Origin of the sequence: Serratia sp. K-E0102 (assembly GCF_029962625.1) — a bacterium.
GTDB lineage: Bacteria > Pseudomonadota > Gammaproteobacteria > Enterobacterales > Enterobacteriaceae > Serratia > Serratia sarumanii.
In genome coordinates this window covers 2,368,983-2,382,600 of record NZ_CP124754.1, presented here as the reverse complement: position 1 = coordinate 2,382,600, position 13,618 = coordinate 2,368,983, and the positions used below count along the sequence as shown (strand labels likewise).

Annotated in this window: 13 protein-coding genes; 6 read left to right on the top strand and 7 right to left on the bottom strand. The window is 62.0% G+C overall.

The window, feature by feature from the left end:
* Position 1: 1 nt before the first annotated feature.
* The 3 genes from osmW to clcB all read left to right on the top strand — a co-directional run bounded on the left by osmW (position 2) and on the right by clcB (position 3,215).
* Positions 2–652: an osmoprotectant ABC transporter permease OsmW gene (gene osmW, locus SSARUM2_RS11580; RefSeq protein ID WP_033638455.1), complete on the top strand. Its 651-nt coding sequence runs from the start codon at positions 2–4 to the stop codon at positions 650–652.
* Entirely contained in the window at positions 649–1,788 is a 1,140-nt protein-coding gene (gene osmV, locus SSARUM2_RS11575; protein WP_033638454.1) for an osmoprotectant ABC transporter ATP-binding protein OsmV, read from the top strand. The genes osmW and osmV overlap by 4 nt, the downstream gene beginning before the upstream one ends.
* A 125-nt stretch (positions 1,789–1,913) precedes the next feature.
* The gene (gene clcB, locus SSARUM2_RS11570; RefSeq protein WP_033648226.1) at positions 1,914–3,215 is read left to right on the top strand and encodes a voltage-gated ClC-type chloride channel ClcB; all 1,302 of its coding nucleotides are present in this window, start codon (positions 1,914–1,916) and stop codon (positions 3,213–3,215) included.
* Here the strand turns inward: clcB and SSARUM2_RS11565 are convergent.
* A complete protein-coding gene (locus SSARUM2_RS11565) occupies positions 3,212–3,604 on the bottom strand; it encodes a helix-turn-helix domain-containing protein (protein WP_033648225.1) in 393 nt (130 codons plus the stop codon). The two genes, clcB and SSARUM2_RS11565, sit on opposite strands and share 4 nt — an antisense overlap.
* A 68-nt stretch (positions 3,605–3,672) precedes the next feature.
* Here SSARUM2_RS11565 and SSARUM2_RS11560 point away from each other — a divergent pair, with 68 nt between their 5' ends.
* Positions 3,673–4,167, top strand: a complete 495-nt coding sequence (locus tag SSARUM2_RS11560) for a DUF2938 family protein (RefSeq protein WP_060452961.1) — start codon at positions 3,673–3,675, stop codon at positions 4,165–4,167.
* Positions 4,168–4,173: 6 nt separating this feature from the next.
* On the opposite strand, the gene bioD is transcribed toward SSARUM2_RS11560, so the two are convergent.
* The 3 genes from bioD to SSARUM2_RS11545 form a co-directional block, all read right to left on the bottom strand.
* The gene (gene bioD / locus SSARUM2_RS11555; RefSeq protein ID WP_033638445.1) at positions 4,174–4,839 is read right to left on the bottom strand and encodes a dethiobiotin synthase; all 666 of its coding nucleotides are present in this window, start codon (positions 4,837–4,839) and stop codon (positions 4,174–4,176) included.
* Positions 4,840–4,983: 144 nt separating this feature from the next.
* Positions 4,984–6,201, bottom strand: coding sequence for an ROK family transcriptional regulator (locus tag SSARUM2_RS11550; protein WP_004938526.1), 1,218 nt, complete (start codon positions 6,199–6,201; stop codon positions 4,984–4,986).
* Positions 6,202–6,360: 159 nt separating this feature from the next.
* Positions 6,361–7,251 carry a LysR substrate-binding domain-containing protein gene (locus SSARUM2_RS11545; protein WP_033638441.1) on the bottom strand — a complete coding sequence of 297 codons (891 nt, stop codon included), beginning with the start codon at positions 7,249–7,251 and terminating at the stop codon, positions 6,361–6,363.
* 147 nt (positions 7,252–7,398) lie between these two features.
* On the opposite strand from SSARUM2_RS11545, the gene SSARUM2_RS11540 reads away from it, so the two are divergent.
* Entirely contained in the window at positions 7,399–8,667 is a 1,269-nt protein-coding gene (locus tag SSARUM2_RS11540) for an MFS transporter (RefSeq protein ID WP_185744065.1), read from the top strand.
* Positions 8,668–8,718: 51 nt separating this feature from the next.
* On the opposite strand, the gene SSARUM2_RS11535 is transcribed toward SSARUM2_RS11540, so the two are convergent.
* Together SSARUM2_RS11535 and SSARUM2_RS11530 are read right to left on the bottom strand one after the other, a co-directional pair.
* Positions 8,719–9,882 carry a glycoside hydrolase family 10 protein gene (locus SSARUM2_RS11535; protein WP_120150954.1) on the bottom strand — a complete coding sequence of 388 codons (1,164 nt, stop codon included), beginning with the start codon at positions 9,880–9,882 and terminating at the stop codon, positions 8,719–8,721.
* Positions 9,883–10,123: 241 nt separating this feature from the next.
* Positions 10,124–11,920, bottom strand: coding sequence for a glycoside hydrolase family 3 protein (locus tag SSARUM2_RS11530; protein ID WP_060452957.1), 1,797 nt, complete (start codon positions 11,918–11,920; stop codon positions 10,124–10,126).
* Positions 11,921–12,252: 332 nt separating this feature from the next.
* Here SSARUM2_RS11530 and tus point away from each other — a divergent pair, with 332 nt between their 5' ends.
* Positions 12,253–13,191, top strand: a complete 939-nt coding sequence (gene tus / locus SSARUM2_RS11525; RefSeq protein WP_060452956.1) for a DNA replication terminus site-binding protein — start codon at positions 12,253–12,255, stop codon at positions 13,189–13,191.
* Here the strand turns inward: tus and SSARUM2_RS11520 are convergent.
* On the bottom strand, positions 13,181–13,549 hold the full coding sequence (locus SSARUM2_RS11520) for a VOC family protein (RefSeq protein WP_060430129.1): 369 nt from the start codon (positions 13,547–13,549) through the stop codon (positions 13,181–13,183). The genes tus and SSARUM2_RS11520 overlap by 11 nt on opposite strands.
* Positions 13,550–13,618 lie beyond the last annotated feature (69 nt).

Below are 13,618 nucleotides of genomic sequence, written 5' to 3'. Positions count from 1 at the left end.
GATGAATACCATACTTTACGCTTGGCAAAACTGGGCCTATATCGCCGGATTGACGCTGGAACATCTGCTGCTGGTCGGCGTCGCCGTCGGCCTGGCGATCCTGATCGGCGTGCCGCTCGGCGTGCTGATCGTCCGCCACAAATGGCTGGCGACGCCGGTGCTGAGCCTGGCCACGCTGGTGCTGACCGTGCCCTCCATCGCCCTGTTCGGGCTGATGATCCCGCTGTTTTCCTTAATCGGCCACGGCATCGGCTACGTGCCGGCGATCACCGCGGTGTTCCTTTACTCGCTGCTGCCAATCGTGCGCAACACCCACACCGCGCTCGACAACCTGCCCGGCGGGCTGCGCGAAGCCGGCCGCGGCATCGGCATGACGTTCTGGCAACGCCTGCGCTGGGTGGAGATCCCGGTGGCGCTGCCGGTGATCTTCGGCGGCATCCGCACCGCCGTGGTGATGAATATCGGCGTGATGGCGATCGCTGCGGTGATCGGCGCCGGCGGCCTCGGCCTGCTGCTGCTCAACGGCATCAGCAGCAGCGACATTCGCCAGTTGATTACCGGTGCCGTGATGATCAGCCTGCTGGCGATCGTCCTCGATTGGTTATTGCACCGCTTGCAAATTGCGCTAACGCCCAAGGGGATCCGCTCATGATTAAATTGGAAAATCTGACCAAACAGTTCATGCAAAAGAACGGCACGCCGTTCAACGCCGTAGACAACATCAATCTGGACGTGCCGGAAGGCGAAATCTGCGTGCTGCTCGGCCCTTCCGGCTGCGGCAAAACCACCACGCTGAAGATGATCAACCGCCTGATCGAACCCACCGGCGGCACCATTCTGGTCAACGGCGAAGACACCAGCGCGCTGGATACCGTCAGCCTGCGCCGCAAAATCGGCTACGTCATCCAGCAGATCGGCCTGTTTCCCAACATGACCATCGAGGAGAACATCACCGTGGTGCCGCGCATGCTGGGCTGGGACAAAAAACGCTGCCACGATCGCGCCGAGGAGCTGATGAGCATGGTGGCGCTGGATCCCAAGCGTTTTTTGCACCGCTACCCGAAAGAGATGTCCGGCGGGCAGCAGCAGCGCATCGGCGTGATCCGCGCGCTGGCGGCCGATCCACCGGTGCTGCTGATGGATGAACCCTTCGGCGCAGTGGATCCGATCAACCGCGAAACCATCCAGAACGAGTTTCTCGACATGCAGCGCCAGTTGAAAAAGACCGTGATGCTGGTGAGCCACGACATCGACGAAGCGCTGAAGCTCGGCGATCGCATCGCGGTGTTCCGCCAAGGCAAGATCGTGCAGAACGCCAGCGCCGATGAGCTGCTGGCGCGGCCGGCCAACGACTTCGTCGCTTCCTTTGTCGGCCAGGATCGCACGCTGAAGCGCCTGCTGCTGGTGCAGGCCGGCGATGTGGCCGATCAACAGGAAACGGTGACGGTGCGGCGGGAGACGCCGCTAGTGGAAGCGTTCGGGCTGATGGACGATATCGACGCCCGCTCGGTGACGGTGGTGGACGCCGACGGCAAGCCGCTGGGGTACGTCAAGCGCCGCGAGGCGCGCGGCGCGCCGGGCGTCTGCGCCGACAGCCTGCACCATTTCCGCGTCACCGCCCGTGCGGAGGAGAACCTGCGCGTGGTGCTGTCGAAGCTGTACGAGCACAACACCTCCTGGATGCCGATCGTCGATGAAGACGGCCGCTACAGCGGCGAAATCTCGCAGGATTATATCGCCGACTACCTCAGCTCCGGCCGCACGCGCCGGGTGCTGACGCCGCAATAACCCATGCCGGGGCGCTCGCCGCCCCGCCCACGCCGCAGTTTGCTAAAGATTCACTGGTCATCGGCCGGAGCGCCAAGCACAATGCGCTGATGACCCTTTGATTTTTCTCACGACGCCGCCCACGCATGAAAAGATTGGTCCATCTGCACCACTATCGCGCCCTGTTGCGCAGCCTGTTTATCGCCGTGTTCATCGGCGTCGCCGCCGCCCTGGCGGTGTGGCTGTTCCACCGTTCGATGATTGGCCTCGAGTGGCTGCTGCTCGGCAATGCCGACGGCAGCCTGGTGGCCGCCGCCGCCGCGCTGCCCGGCTGGCGGCGCGCCCTCACTCCGGCACTGGGCGGGCTGGCGGCGGGCCTGCTGCTGTATATGCATCAGCGCTACCGCCACCAGCGCCCGGCGGCGCCCACCGACTATATGGAAGCGATCGAGACCGGCAACGGCAAGCTGGACACCGGCGCCAGCCTGGTGAAGTGCCTGGCGTCGCTGCTGGTGGTGTCGAGCGGCAGCGCCATCGGCCGCGAAGGCGCGATGATCCTGCTGGCGGCGCTGGTGGGCTCGCTGTTCGCCCAGCGCTTTACGCACGAGAAAGAATGGAAACTGTGGGTGGCCTGCGCCGCCGCCGCCGGGATGGCCAGCGCCTATCATGCGCCGCTGGCGGGCAGCCTGTTTATCGCCGAGATCCTGTTCGGCACCCTGATGCTGGCCTCGCTCGGCCCGGTGGTGATCGCCGCGGTCAGCGCCCTGCTGATGACCAACCTGCTCAACGGCGGCCAGGCGCCGCTCTATCTGGTGACGCCGCTCGCCGCCCCCTTGCCGACGCAATACCTGCTGATGGCGCTGGTCGGCGTGGTGGCCGGCGCCGGTGGGCCGCTGTTTTTATGGCTGATGACCGCCACCGGCCATGCCTTCCGCTCGCTGCGGTTGAAGCCGCCGTTGCAGCTGGCGCTGGGCGGCCTGATCGTCGGGCTGCTTTCGCTGCTGTTCCCGCAGGTGTGGGGCAACGGTTACAGCGTGGTACAGGCGCTGCTGATCGCGCCGCCGGGGGTATTGCTGCTGGGGGCGATCCTGGTGTGCAAACTGTTGGCGATCCTCGCCAGCAGCGGGTCGGGCGCGCCGGGCGGGGTCTTCACCCCGACGCTGTTCGTCGGCGCCGCGCTCGGTTCGATCATCGGTCAGCTGTTTGGCCTGTGGCCGGGCATGGATGCGGCGGTGCCGCTGCTGCTGGCGCTGACCGGCATGGCCACCCTGCTGGCCGCCACCACCCATGCGCCAATCATGGCGGCGCTGATGGTGTTTGAAATGACCGGCGAATACGCGCTGCTGCCCGGCATTCTGCTCTCGTGCGTGATCGCCACCACCGTGTCGCGCGGTCTGCGGCCGGTGTCGGTGTATCACTCGGCGCCGCCGCCCAAACGCGAGGCTTAGAACTCGCCCTGCTGCAGGATTTTCCTGAACTGCGGGCACTGCAGGTGCTCGGGTTCAGGGCAATCGACCATGTGGCGCAGCCCGTCGCGCACCTGCATCAGGCGTTGGATATGGCGATCCAGTTCATCCGCCCGCGCCGCCAGCAGCCCGCGATCGAGCGCTATCTTGCCCCGTTCGTCAAACAAGGCGCTCATCTCGTCCAGCGTAAAACCGGCCAGGCGCGCCAGCGCGATCAGCCGCAGTTGGTCAAGCACGCCGGCGGCGTATTGGCGGCGCAAACCGTGGCGGCCCGTCGACGCGATCAGCCCTTTCTTCTCGTAATGCCGCAGCGCGGAAGGCGCGACTCCGCTCAGGCGCGCCACCGCGCCGATATCCAGTTCTTTTGCCATTGACTTGAAGCCGACTTTAAGTTGCACACTGTGCGCACATTATCACGTCACTGAGCCAAGGACACCCTATGACCCCCGATCTGTTAGTGCGCATCCTGTTAACCGGCGCCGGCGCCACCCTCTGTATGGATCTGTGGGCGCTGCTGCTGAAGCGGCGCTTCGACATCCCTGCTCTCGATTATGCGCTGGTGGGCCGTTGGTTTCTCGGCATGTTCGACGGCCGCTGGTTTCACGCCACCATCGTTACGGCGCCGCCGCGCCGGGGAGAGAGAGAAATCGGCTGGATATTGCATTACGCCATCGGCATCGCGTTTGCCTTTATCCCGCTCGGGTTGGCGGGCAGCGAGTGGTATGCGACGCCGGAGCCGCTCATCGCGCTGTTGAGCGGCTGGCTGAGCCTGACGGCGCCGTTTCTGGTGATGCAGCCCGCGCTGGGCTTTGGCGTGGCGGCGGCGAAAACCGCCTACCCACGAAAAGCGCGGCTCCTCAGCCTGCTCACCCACACGGTGTATGGGCTGGGCCTGCTGATCGCCGCCCGGCTGTTGGCGACGCTCTGCGCCTGAACGGACTTACAGCAGCGTGGAAATATCGAGGTAGTGCGCCAGTTCGCGCTGCTCCGCGCGCGGCAGATACGGAATTTCACCCAGCAGCGGCGCGGGAATGCGCTGCTGCAGCGCCGCGATGGTTTCGGCATAGTGCGCCAACCCCGGGTTGATGCGGTTGGCCACCCAGCCCAGCAGCGGCAGGCCGTCGTTGATGATCGACTGCGCGGTCAGCAGCGCGTGGCTGACGCAGCCCAGTTTGATGCCCACCACCAGCACCACCGGCAGCTGTTCCTGCACCACCCACTCGGCGTAAGGCCGCAGATCGTTCATCAGCACCCGCCAACCGCCGCTGCCTTCCACCACCACCGTATCGGCTTTGGCGGACAGATCGCGCAGACCGCTGCTCATCACGCCATAGTTGATGTCCTCGGTTGCATGCGCGTGAAACACCTCATCCAGGCAGGTGATGGGATTGATCTCCTCGTAGGACAGCGGCAGGGTTGAGGTGGCCTGCAACACCAAAGCGTCTTTATTGCGGATGCCCTCACTGGTTTCCTGGCAGCGCGCGGCGATCGGCTTGTAGCCGGCCACCGAACGGCCATCGGCGGCCAGCGCCTGCATCAACCCGCGGGAAACCACGGTTTTACCGACGTCGGTATCCGTGCCTGTCACAAATAAACGCTTCAACATGAATAAAATGCCCCAGAATGCCCCGTTAACAATGTGTCGCCGCACCGGCGGCGAAGAAGTCTTGCGGAAAAATTCTAGGGGATGCGCCCCCATAGGGGCTTGAGGTAGCTCAATCTTTTGCGGGATTAATAAGAAGTTCTGATGTTAGCCCTGCAGCAGCTGCACCAGCAATGAACCGTTGTACAGCGCCTCTTTCACCAGCGCCGCGCCGGGCATGGTGCCCTGATTGAAGAACTGCGTGGATTCGACCTTGACCTGCTCGCTGTAGGCCGGCAGCGCCTGCTGGCGAATGCAGGAGGCGATGGCCGGATGCAGGATCTCCGCCGCGCGGTTGAGCGGCGAGCCCACCAGGATCTTCTCCGGATTGAACAGGTTGACCATGATAGCCAGAATGCGCCCCACGCTGTGGCCGACGCCGAGGATGATGTCCCGCGCCAGCTGATCGCCCGCCAGCGCGGCGTCGCACAGTGATTCGACGGTCAGCGGCGCGCCGTGCAGGCTGGAGCTCATCGAGCCGCTCAGCCGCTGCTGGGCGATCTCCAGCATGTTCTCGATGCTGGCCACGGTCTCGAGACAGCCGTGGTTGCCGCAGTAGCAGCGTTTGCCGTAAGGATCGACCTGGGTGTGGCCGATCTCCACCACGCTGTGGCTGCCGGCGTGCAGCACATGGCCGCCGGTGATCACCCCGGCGCCGACGTTGTGGTCGATCACCACCTGAATGACGTTCTGGCTGCCGCGCGAGGCGCCGTACAGCGCCTCGGCCATGGTCCAGGCGCTGATGTCGTGCTGCAGGTAAACCGGCAGGCCGGTGCGGGTTTCCAGCGCCGGGCCGAGCGGCATCTCCAGCACGTCGTAAAACGGCATGCGATGCACCACGCCGGACTGCACGTCGATCATGCCCGGCAGCGTGATGGCGATCGCCGTCAGCCGCTCCAGCTTGCTTTGGTGGCGGATAAAGAACTGATCGACTTCGGTCAGGATGCGTTTCAACAGCGGTTCGGGGTGTTCGGCCGCCAGCGGCAGCTGTTCCTCCACCACCAGTTTGCTGCTGAGATCGCGCAGCGCCAGCGTGATGCTGCCGCGGCTGATGCGGGCGGACAGGTAATGCCAGGCTTCGGTGTCCAGCACCAGTCCCACCGCCGGGCGGCCCCGGCTGCCGATTTCCTGGTACTCGGTTTCCTTGACCAGGTGGGCTTCCAGCAGTTCGCGCACGATCTTGGTGATGCTGGCGGGCGCCAGCTGCGCGCGTTTTGACAGTTCGATGCGCGAAATCGGGCCCAGTTGATCGATTAGCCGATAAACCGCCCCCGCATTAGTCTGCTTGATTTGATCGATATGCCCAGGCTGCCCAACCGCAATCACAAACCTGCTCCTACTATTTTTCGCGCTTCTAAATAAAGACTAGGGGTTATGGTGGGGCTTTTGTCATACAGCGTCAACTATTTGATTCGTTATGTGATTTGCTGCACAAATTCCTCGCAATTTCAGTGTGAATCGAGTTTTATTTACCCGGTTTCGGCGTCATTTGAGCATCAACGCCATCAGCGCCTGCGCCGCAGCGGTCAGCGGCCGCCGGCGGTGATGCACCAGCCACACTTCGGTGGTGGCGTCCGGCTCCGCCAGCGGCAAATAGCGCACGCCGTCCACCCGCACCCGGGCGAAAGAGGCCGGCAGAATCGACACCCCCAACCCGGCGGAAACCAGCCCGATAATGGTCATCGCTTCGCCCACTTCCTGGGTGATGTACGGAGTTATGCCGGCCTTGCCGAGCAGCAGCAGAATTTCGTCGTACAGCGCGGTGCCCACTTCGCGCGAGAAAAACACGAACGGCTCCTGCGCCAGATGTTGGAAACGCAGCGCGCCGCCGGGCGTTTCCGCCAGCGGATGCCCTTGCGGCACCACCGCCACCAGCGGTTCGCGCAGCAGCAGCTGATAGTGAAGCGCTTCCGGCAGCCGCGTGTTGCGCATCACCCCCAGATCCAGCTCACCGTTCAGCAGCGGTTCGATCTGCTGTTTGGTGTTGATTTCGCGCATTTTGATATGCACCTGCGGCGAGTGCTGACGAAAGGCGCGCAGGCTGCGCGACACCACGCCGATAAAGGGCGCGGAAGAGGTAAAGCCGATGGTCATTTCCCCCAGTTCGCCGCGATCCAGACGCGCCGCCTTTTCCGCCGCGCGCCCGACCTGATCGAGCACCTGATAGGCTTCTTTGAGGAACATCTCCCCGGCCTGGGTCAAACTGACGTTGCGGTTGTTGCGCGCCAGCAGCCGCGCGCCGACCATCTCCTCCAGCGCCTGGATTTGCTGGCTGAGCGGCGGCTGGGAGATGCGCAGCCGTTCGGCGGCGCGGCCAAAATGCAGCTCTTCCGCCACGGCGATAAAGTAACGCAGGTGCCTCAATTCGATATTCATATTTAAAACGTCTTAATTTTAATTATTAATATATTAGACAAAAAAATCGCCGCTCCCTATCATTTTGTTATCTGCAAAGTGTCTGTTTATCTCCCCGAAGTTCGGTAAGGAAACGCTGTGACAACCCCTGTGCGTTCTGCGGCCGCGATGCCGTCGACGATGGCCGCCAACGATGACGCGGCCGCTGCGCCAAAAGTAAAACGCTCCACCCTCAACAACAAACTCCCTTACATCGAACGCGGCACGCCGCAGTTTATGCGCGTGACGCTGGCGCTGTTTTCCGCCGGGCTGGCGACCTTCGCGTTGCTTTACTGCGTGCAGCCGATCCTGCCGGTGCTGTCGCAAGATTTCGGCGTATCGCCGGCGGAAAGCAGCCTGTCGCTTTCGGTCTCCACCGGCCTGCTGGCGATCGGCCTGATGTTTACCGGGCCGCTGTCCGACGCCATCGGCCGCAAATCGGTGATGGTGGTGGCGTTGCTGCTGGCGGCGGTCTGCACGCTGATCTGCGCCTTTATGACCAGCTGGCACGGCATTTTGCTGATGCGCGCGCTGATCGGCCTGTCGCTGAGCGGCGTGGCGGCGGTCGGCATGACCTATCTCAGCGAAGAGATCCATCCCAGCTTCGTCGCCTTCTCGATGGGGCTGTATATCAGCGGCAACTCGATCGGCGGCATGAGCGGCCGCCTGGTGACCGGGGTGTTGACCGACTTCTTCTCCTGGCGCGTGTCGCTCGGGGTCATCGGCCTGTTCGCCCTCGCCGCCGCCTGCATGTTCTGGCGCATCCTGCCCGCCTCGCGGCATTTTCGCGCCAGCTCGCTGCGCCCGCGCACCCTGCTGATCAATTTCAAATTGCATTGGCACGATAAGGGCCTGCCGCTGCTGTTCGCGGAAGGTTTCCTGCTGATGGGCAGCTTCGTCACCCTGTTCAACTACATCGGCTATCGCCTGCTGGCGGATCCTTACCACCTGAGCCAGGCGATCGTCGGCCTGCTGTCGGTGGTATACCTCACCGGCTCCTACAGCTCGCCCAAGGCCGGCGCGCTCACCTCGCGCTTCGGGCGCGGCCCGGTGCTGCTGGCCTCGATCGTGATTATGCTGATCGGGATCCTGATTACCGCGCTGCCGCAGGTGCCGGCGATCTTTATCGGCATGATGCTGTTCACCGCCGGCTTTTTCGCCGCCCACTCGGTGGCCAGCAGCTGGATCGGCCGCCGCGCGCGCCGCGCCAAAGGCCAGGCGTCGTCGCTGTATCTGTTCTGCTATTACGTCGGCTCGAGCGTGGCCGGCACCCTCGGCGGCGTGTTCTGGCACAGTTTCGGCTGGAATGGCGTGGCGGCGTTCATCAGCATGATGCTGCTGCTGGCGCTGCTGGTGGTGCATTACCTGAAACGCTTGCCGGAAGCGGCGCGCCTTTGAAGAGAAAAAGCCGCGGTGGTTTGCCGCGGCTTGTCATGCCAGTGCCTGTGATTATTGACCGGTTTTCCAGCGGGTGCGCAGGTACTCCACCGCCTTATCCGTTTGCGGCTCAGTCAAATAACGTTGCCGGAACAGGATGGTTCCCCCCATCCCCGGCAGGCTTTCGTTGAGATCGAGCTGCCTTTTCAGTTCGGGAACGCCGCCCTCGACGGTCCAGGCCGGCTCGCCGGCGGCAGGCGTACCCACTTTATACAGCGCCACCCCGGCATAGAGCCGAACCGACGTGCCTTTCACCACCTCGGCCCACCAGTTGGCCAGCACGTCGTAGCGGACAATTTCACGATCAAAAGGCCAATACAGCTGCGGTGCGATGTAATCGAGCAGCCCCAGTTTTACCCACTGGCGCGTATCGGCATAGGCCGTATCATACGATGGCGCGCCTGCCCGCGTCGCCGAACCGTCAGGATCGTCCGCTTTGTTTCGCCATACGCCCGCCGGGCTGACGCCAAACGCAACCTCGGGCTTCAATGCTTTGACGGCGGCTGACACCTGTTTTATCAATTGCAGCGTGTTGTCCCTGCGCCAGGCGGCTTTGTCTGCAAATCCTTTGCCGTATGCGCGATATGTTCGTTCATCATCCAGCGGCGATTGCGGCGTTTCGTAATAGAAGTAATCGTCAAACTGAATGCCGTCGACCTCATAGTTTTTGACGATTTCAGCCACCACGCCGGTGATCCAGTTGCGCACGTCGGGCAGGCCGGGGTCGAGCACGAAGCGCTCGTTGGCGGTGCGTATCCAGTCGGGATGCAGCGCATAGACGCTGGCCGGCGGCGACTGCAGCGTATGATTGAGTGCATCAATCGTCTGTGGGCGGGTATTCATGGAAACCCGATAAGGGTTCAGCCAGGCGTGCACCTTAATGCCGCGCCGGTGCGCTTCTTGCAGCATAAAGGCCAGCGGATCATAGCCGGGATCCTGGCCAACGGTGCCGGTCAACACCTCAGACCAGGGCAAGATGTTTGAGCGCCACAGGGCCGTGCCGTCCGGTTTAACCTGAAAATAAACCGTGTTAATCCCGGTTTTCACCATCTCGTCCAGCGCGTCCGTCAGCCCCTGTTTCTGCTGGCAAACCCGCTCTTGCGCGGTTTCCGCCTTCAGGGAGGCCGCCGGCGGCCAGTCCAGGCCAATGATCGTGGCCAGCCAGATGCCCCGCATCGGTGTTATCGGCGGTGTCGGCCGCGGGGGCTTCTCCGGTTCGGGTGGCTTGGCGCATCCGCTTACGCCCAGCATGGCGGCCATCAACAGCCATCCGCCTAATTTTGTTGCGCCTGTCGGCATCCTGATTCTCCTTCCGTGAGTGACGGTTATCCCATGTCGTTACGTGCAGAGCAAGAAACTGCCCGCTATCAAGCTGCCGGCGTCGCCTTTTTCAGACGACGCCGGTGTCCTTATCCCATCACCAGCTCAGCCCAGTCCCGCGAGGGAACGCCACCTTGCCCGTATTGGTTTCTGCATCGTAGTCATGCCAGGTGTTGACCGGCAATTTGCCCTGCGGTTTGATTTTACCCGTCAGCACCTGCGCCAAAGAGACCATCGAAGGGCCGCGCCACACGCCGCTGTCATAACCGTAGTAGGCGTAGGTGGCGACGGCCGCCTCCACCTCTGCGGCATAGTTCACGATATCGTAAGGGGCACGCAGTGAGAGGTGAACGCGTTTTTTCCCCTGCTCGGCAGCGTATTTCAACCAGCCCGGATAAGGGCTGCCGTCATTGCCCGCTCCGGTTGCGGAAGTCACCACCCCATCCTGCTCGGCAGGCGTAAAGCGGGTTGACAGCGTTCCGAGCAGGAACACGTCGCAGCCGGCAATATGCTCTCTGATCTGGGCATCGCTCAGTTCCGTTTCCTTCGCGGCAACGACGTTCTGATACCCCTCCTGCGCCATCACGCGCGCAATGCCGTTGGCCTGCTCGCCCCACGGGGTCAAAATAAAGTAGCGCAGCGTTTTGTCCTTCAACGGCAACAGGCTGTGGCGATTGATCACCACGGTAATGGAGCGATCGGCGATGCGTTTTTCCAGCTTGTGCGCTGAGGACGAAGCGTCGTTGGAACAGGGATGATCGCGATGCCCCATCAGGTTATGGCGTAATTTGAGGCGCAAAATTCGCTCGACCGAGGCATCGATATCGGCTTCGTTGAGATGGCCCGTTTTCACCCTGTCCGCAAGGTAACGGATCAGATCCGGCAGCAAGCGCGCCTGGGCCGGCGAGGCGATGCTGACAGGCATCAGGGCAATATCCACCCCGGCGGCAAAGACGTTTTCAGCGGCCGCTTGCTGGCTGAAATGCTCGGCAATCGCGCCCATATCCAGCGCGTCTGAAATCGTTACGCCGGCATACCCCAATTCATTGCGCAGGATCTGGGTCTGAATTTCATGCGACATGGTGGCCGGCACCGTGATTTTTTCACCGCTGCGGGTGTCTATCTGGCGGTTATCCAGTGCCGGATACTGAATATGGGCGGTCATGACCATGTCCGGCGCCGCGCAGCGATCGATGGCCTGCTTGTAAGGGGCGATATCGATGGCAAAAGCCTCTTCCCGCGTGCGATCGACGCGCGGCAAGCCGGTATGCGAGTCGGTCGAGGTGCTGCCATGGCCGGGGAAGTGCTTGTAAGCGGTGATCAGCCCCTGCTGTTTCATGCCCGCCACCATTTTCTCTGCCAGACGGGAAACGGTGTTCTTATCATCGCTGAAGGCGCGAACGTTAATCACCGGATTGAACGGGTTGGTGTTGACGTCCACGACCGGGGCAAAGTTGGTATTGATATGCAACGCGCGCATATCCTGGGCCATCAGTTTGCCTTGTTCAACGGCGAGATGTTTATCCGCACCGCCCTCAATCGCCGCTGCGAGCGCCATATTGCCGGGAAATGAGGCATAGTCGCCGCGCGGCAGCCGGAAAACGTTACCGCCTTCGTTATCGGTGCCAATAAACAAACGAATGCCCGCGTGGGTTTTCATCGCGGCATACCAGGCCGTCAATGTGTTGATCTGCTGCTTGTCTTTCAGATTATTGGCAAACAGGATCACCCCACCCACGTGGTTATCGGCGATCAGCTTGCCAATGGCTTCATCGGGAACGGTCATATCCTGATTGCTGCTACCGCTCCGATCCCAGTAGCGAAAATCCAGCATGATTTTTTGCCCGATTTTCTCTTCCAGCGTCATGTTTTTGACTTTCTGTTTAATATCCACAGTGAACCTCCGTTTAAAGCGCCCGTTAATGACAGAAGAAAAGATAACCCCAAGGGCTCATCGCGTCCTGCCATTCCGTTTGTTCCAGCGTTTGGACAACGGCGTGCGGAAAATGGATTAAACAAAACACAAACGAACAGGATAAAATCCATAAAATAATCAAAACACTACGCATACAGAGTGTCTTGCGTGCCCTGCCGCCAAAGACCGTTATGGCGTATTTTCCGCTGATAAGCCGGGTGGCCAATGAAGCCGCCTTTTCCCCGGTGGCCTATGTTGCCCCCAGTCTGCTACTCCCCTATAGTATGTTGTAACTAAAATAGGAAGGTGCGATGAGCAGATACGATGTGATTGGCCGGATGAACGCCTGCTTTACCGAACTGGAGCAGGCGCTCGGCGCGCTGCAGCAGCAGATCGCCCCGCTGCGGTTGCTGGCGGCGCGGGTGTTCAGCCTGCCGGAGGTTGAAAAAGGCCAGGAACATCAGGCCATCTCACATATCGCGGTTGAACAGCATGTGGGGCAAACGGCGCGCGATCTGGCGCTGGAGCACTATCAGCGGCTGTTTATCCACCATAACCGGGAGAATGTCAGCAGCAAGGCCGCCGTTCGCCTGCCCGGCGTCATCTGTCTGGCGGTGGAGCAGCCGGAGTATCAGGTGCTGCAAACGCAGCTGGCACTGATCAATCGCCTGAAGGGCGAGCTGGAACAGATTATCACCGTCGATTCCGGCCTGGCGCCGGAGCAGCGTTTCGAGTTCGTGCACACCCATCTGCACGGGCTGATTACCCTCAGCGCCTATCGCACCCTCACCGCCCTGACCAATCCCGACTCCGTGCGCTTCGGCTGGGCCAACAAGCACATCATCAAAAACGTCAAGCGGGACGACATCCTGGCGCAGCTGGAGAAAAGCCTGAAAGCCGGCCGCGCGGTGCCGCCGCACAGCCGTGAACAGTGGGCTGCCCTGGTCAGCCGCGAGATAGACGACGTCAGCCGCCTGCCGCAGCACGCGACGCTGAAAATCAAGCGGCCGGTCAAAGTGCAGCCGATCGCCCGGGTGTGGTATCAGCAGCAGCAAAAACAGGTGCAACACCCCTGCCCGCTGCCGCTGATCGCCCTGTGTCAGGTTGAAAACGGCGCCGCGGTGCCGAAGATTGGCGAGCTGCTCAACTACGACGTCGACGCGGTGAAACACCGTTACAAACCCGACGCCCGGCCGCTGCGGCTGCTGGTGCCACGCCTGCACCTGTATACCGACGACGCTACTCGCTGAGGGCATACACCCGCAGGCGATGGCCGTCCGGATCCCGCGCCACGAAGGTGTAACCGAACGCCATCTCGGTCGGCGTTTGCTCAATCGGCAGCCCGAGTTCGCACCATTGGTTATAGCGCGCCTCGACCTCTTGCGGATCCTGGCACAAAAAGCCCAGTTCACCGCCGCCGCCGGTCAGGGTCGCCGCAGGTTTTACCCCCTGTTTGGCCCACATCCCCAGCTTAAAGCCGTTGTTGAGCACGAACAGGGCGAAGCCGGGAGAAAGCTCTACCGGCGCCTGTCCCAGTAAGCGTTGATAAAAGGCGGCGCTGTTCAGCGGGTTGTCGACGTAAAGCAGGGTCATGCTGGGAAGAGTCATCGGTCTGTCCTCTGGGTGATGGGAACCGGCCGGTTCCCGATAGGCACAGACTAAAGCGCGCTACTGACA

Bases quoted from the DNA above. Each gene is read 5' to 3' on its own strand.
- osmW (WP_033638455.1), top strand. From the start codon at position 2: ATGAATACCATACTTTACGCTTGGCAAAACTGGGCCTATATCGCCGGA.
- osmV (WP_033638454.1), top strand. From the start codon at position 649: ATGATTAAATTGGAAAATCTGACCAAACAGTTCATGCAAAAGAACGGC.
- clcB (WP_033648226.1), top strand. From the start codon at position 1,914: ATGAAAAGATTGGTCCATCTGCACCACTATCGCGCCCTGTTGCGCAGC.
- SSARUM2_RS11565 (WP_033648225.1), bottom strand. From the start codon at position 3,604: ATGGCAAAAGAACTGGATATCGGCGCGGTGGCGCGCCTGAGCGGAGTC.
- SSARUM2_RS11560 (WP_060452961.1), top strand. From the start codon at position 3,673: ATGACCCCCGATCTGTTAGTGCGCATCCTGTTAACCGGCGCCGGCGCC.
- bioD (WP_033638445.1), bottom strand. From the start codon at position 4,839: ATGTTGAAGCGTTTATTTGTGACAGGCACGGATACCGACGTCGGTAAA.
- SSARUM2_RS11545 (WP_033638441.1), bottom strand. From the start codon at position 7,251: ATGAATATCGAATTGAGGCACCTGCGTTACTTTATCGCCGTGGCGGAA.
- SSARUM2_RS11540 (WP_185744065.1), top strand. From the start codon at position 7,399: ATGCCGTCGACGATGGCCGCCAACGATGACGCGGCCGCTGCGCCAAAA.
- SSARUM2_RS11535 (WP_120150954.1), bottom strand. From the start codon at position 9,882: ATGCGGGGCATCTGGCTGGCCACGATCATTGGCCTGGACTGGCCGCCG.
- tus (WP_060452956.1), top strand. From the start codon at position 12,253: ATGAGCAGATACGATGTGATTGGCCGGATGAACGCCTGCTTTACCGAA.
- SSARUM2_RS11520 (WP_060430129.1), bottom strand. From the start codon at position 13,549: ATGACTCTTCCCAGCATGACCCTGCTTTACGTCGACAACCCGCTGAAC.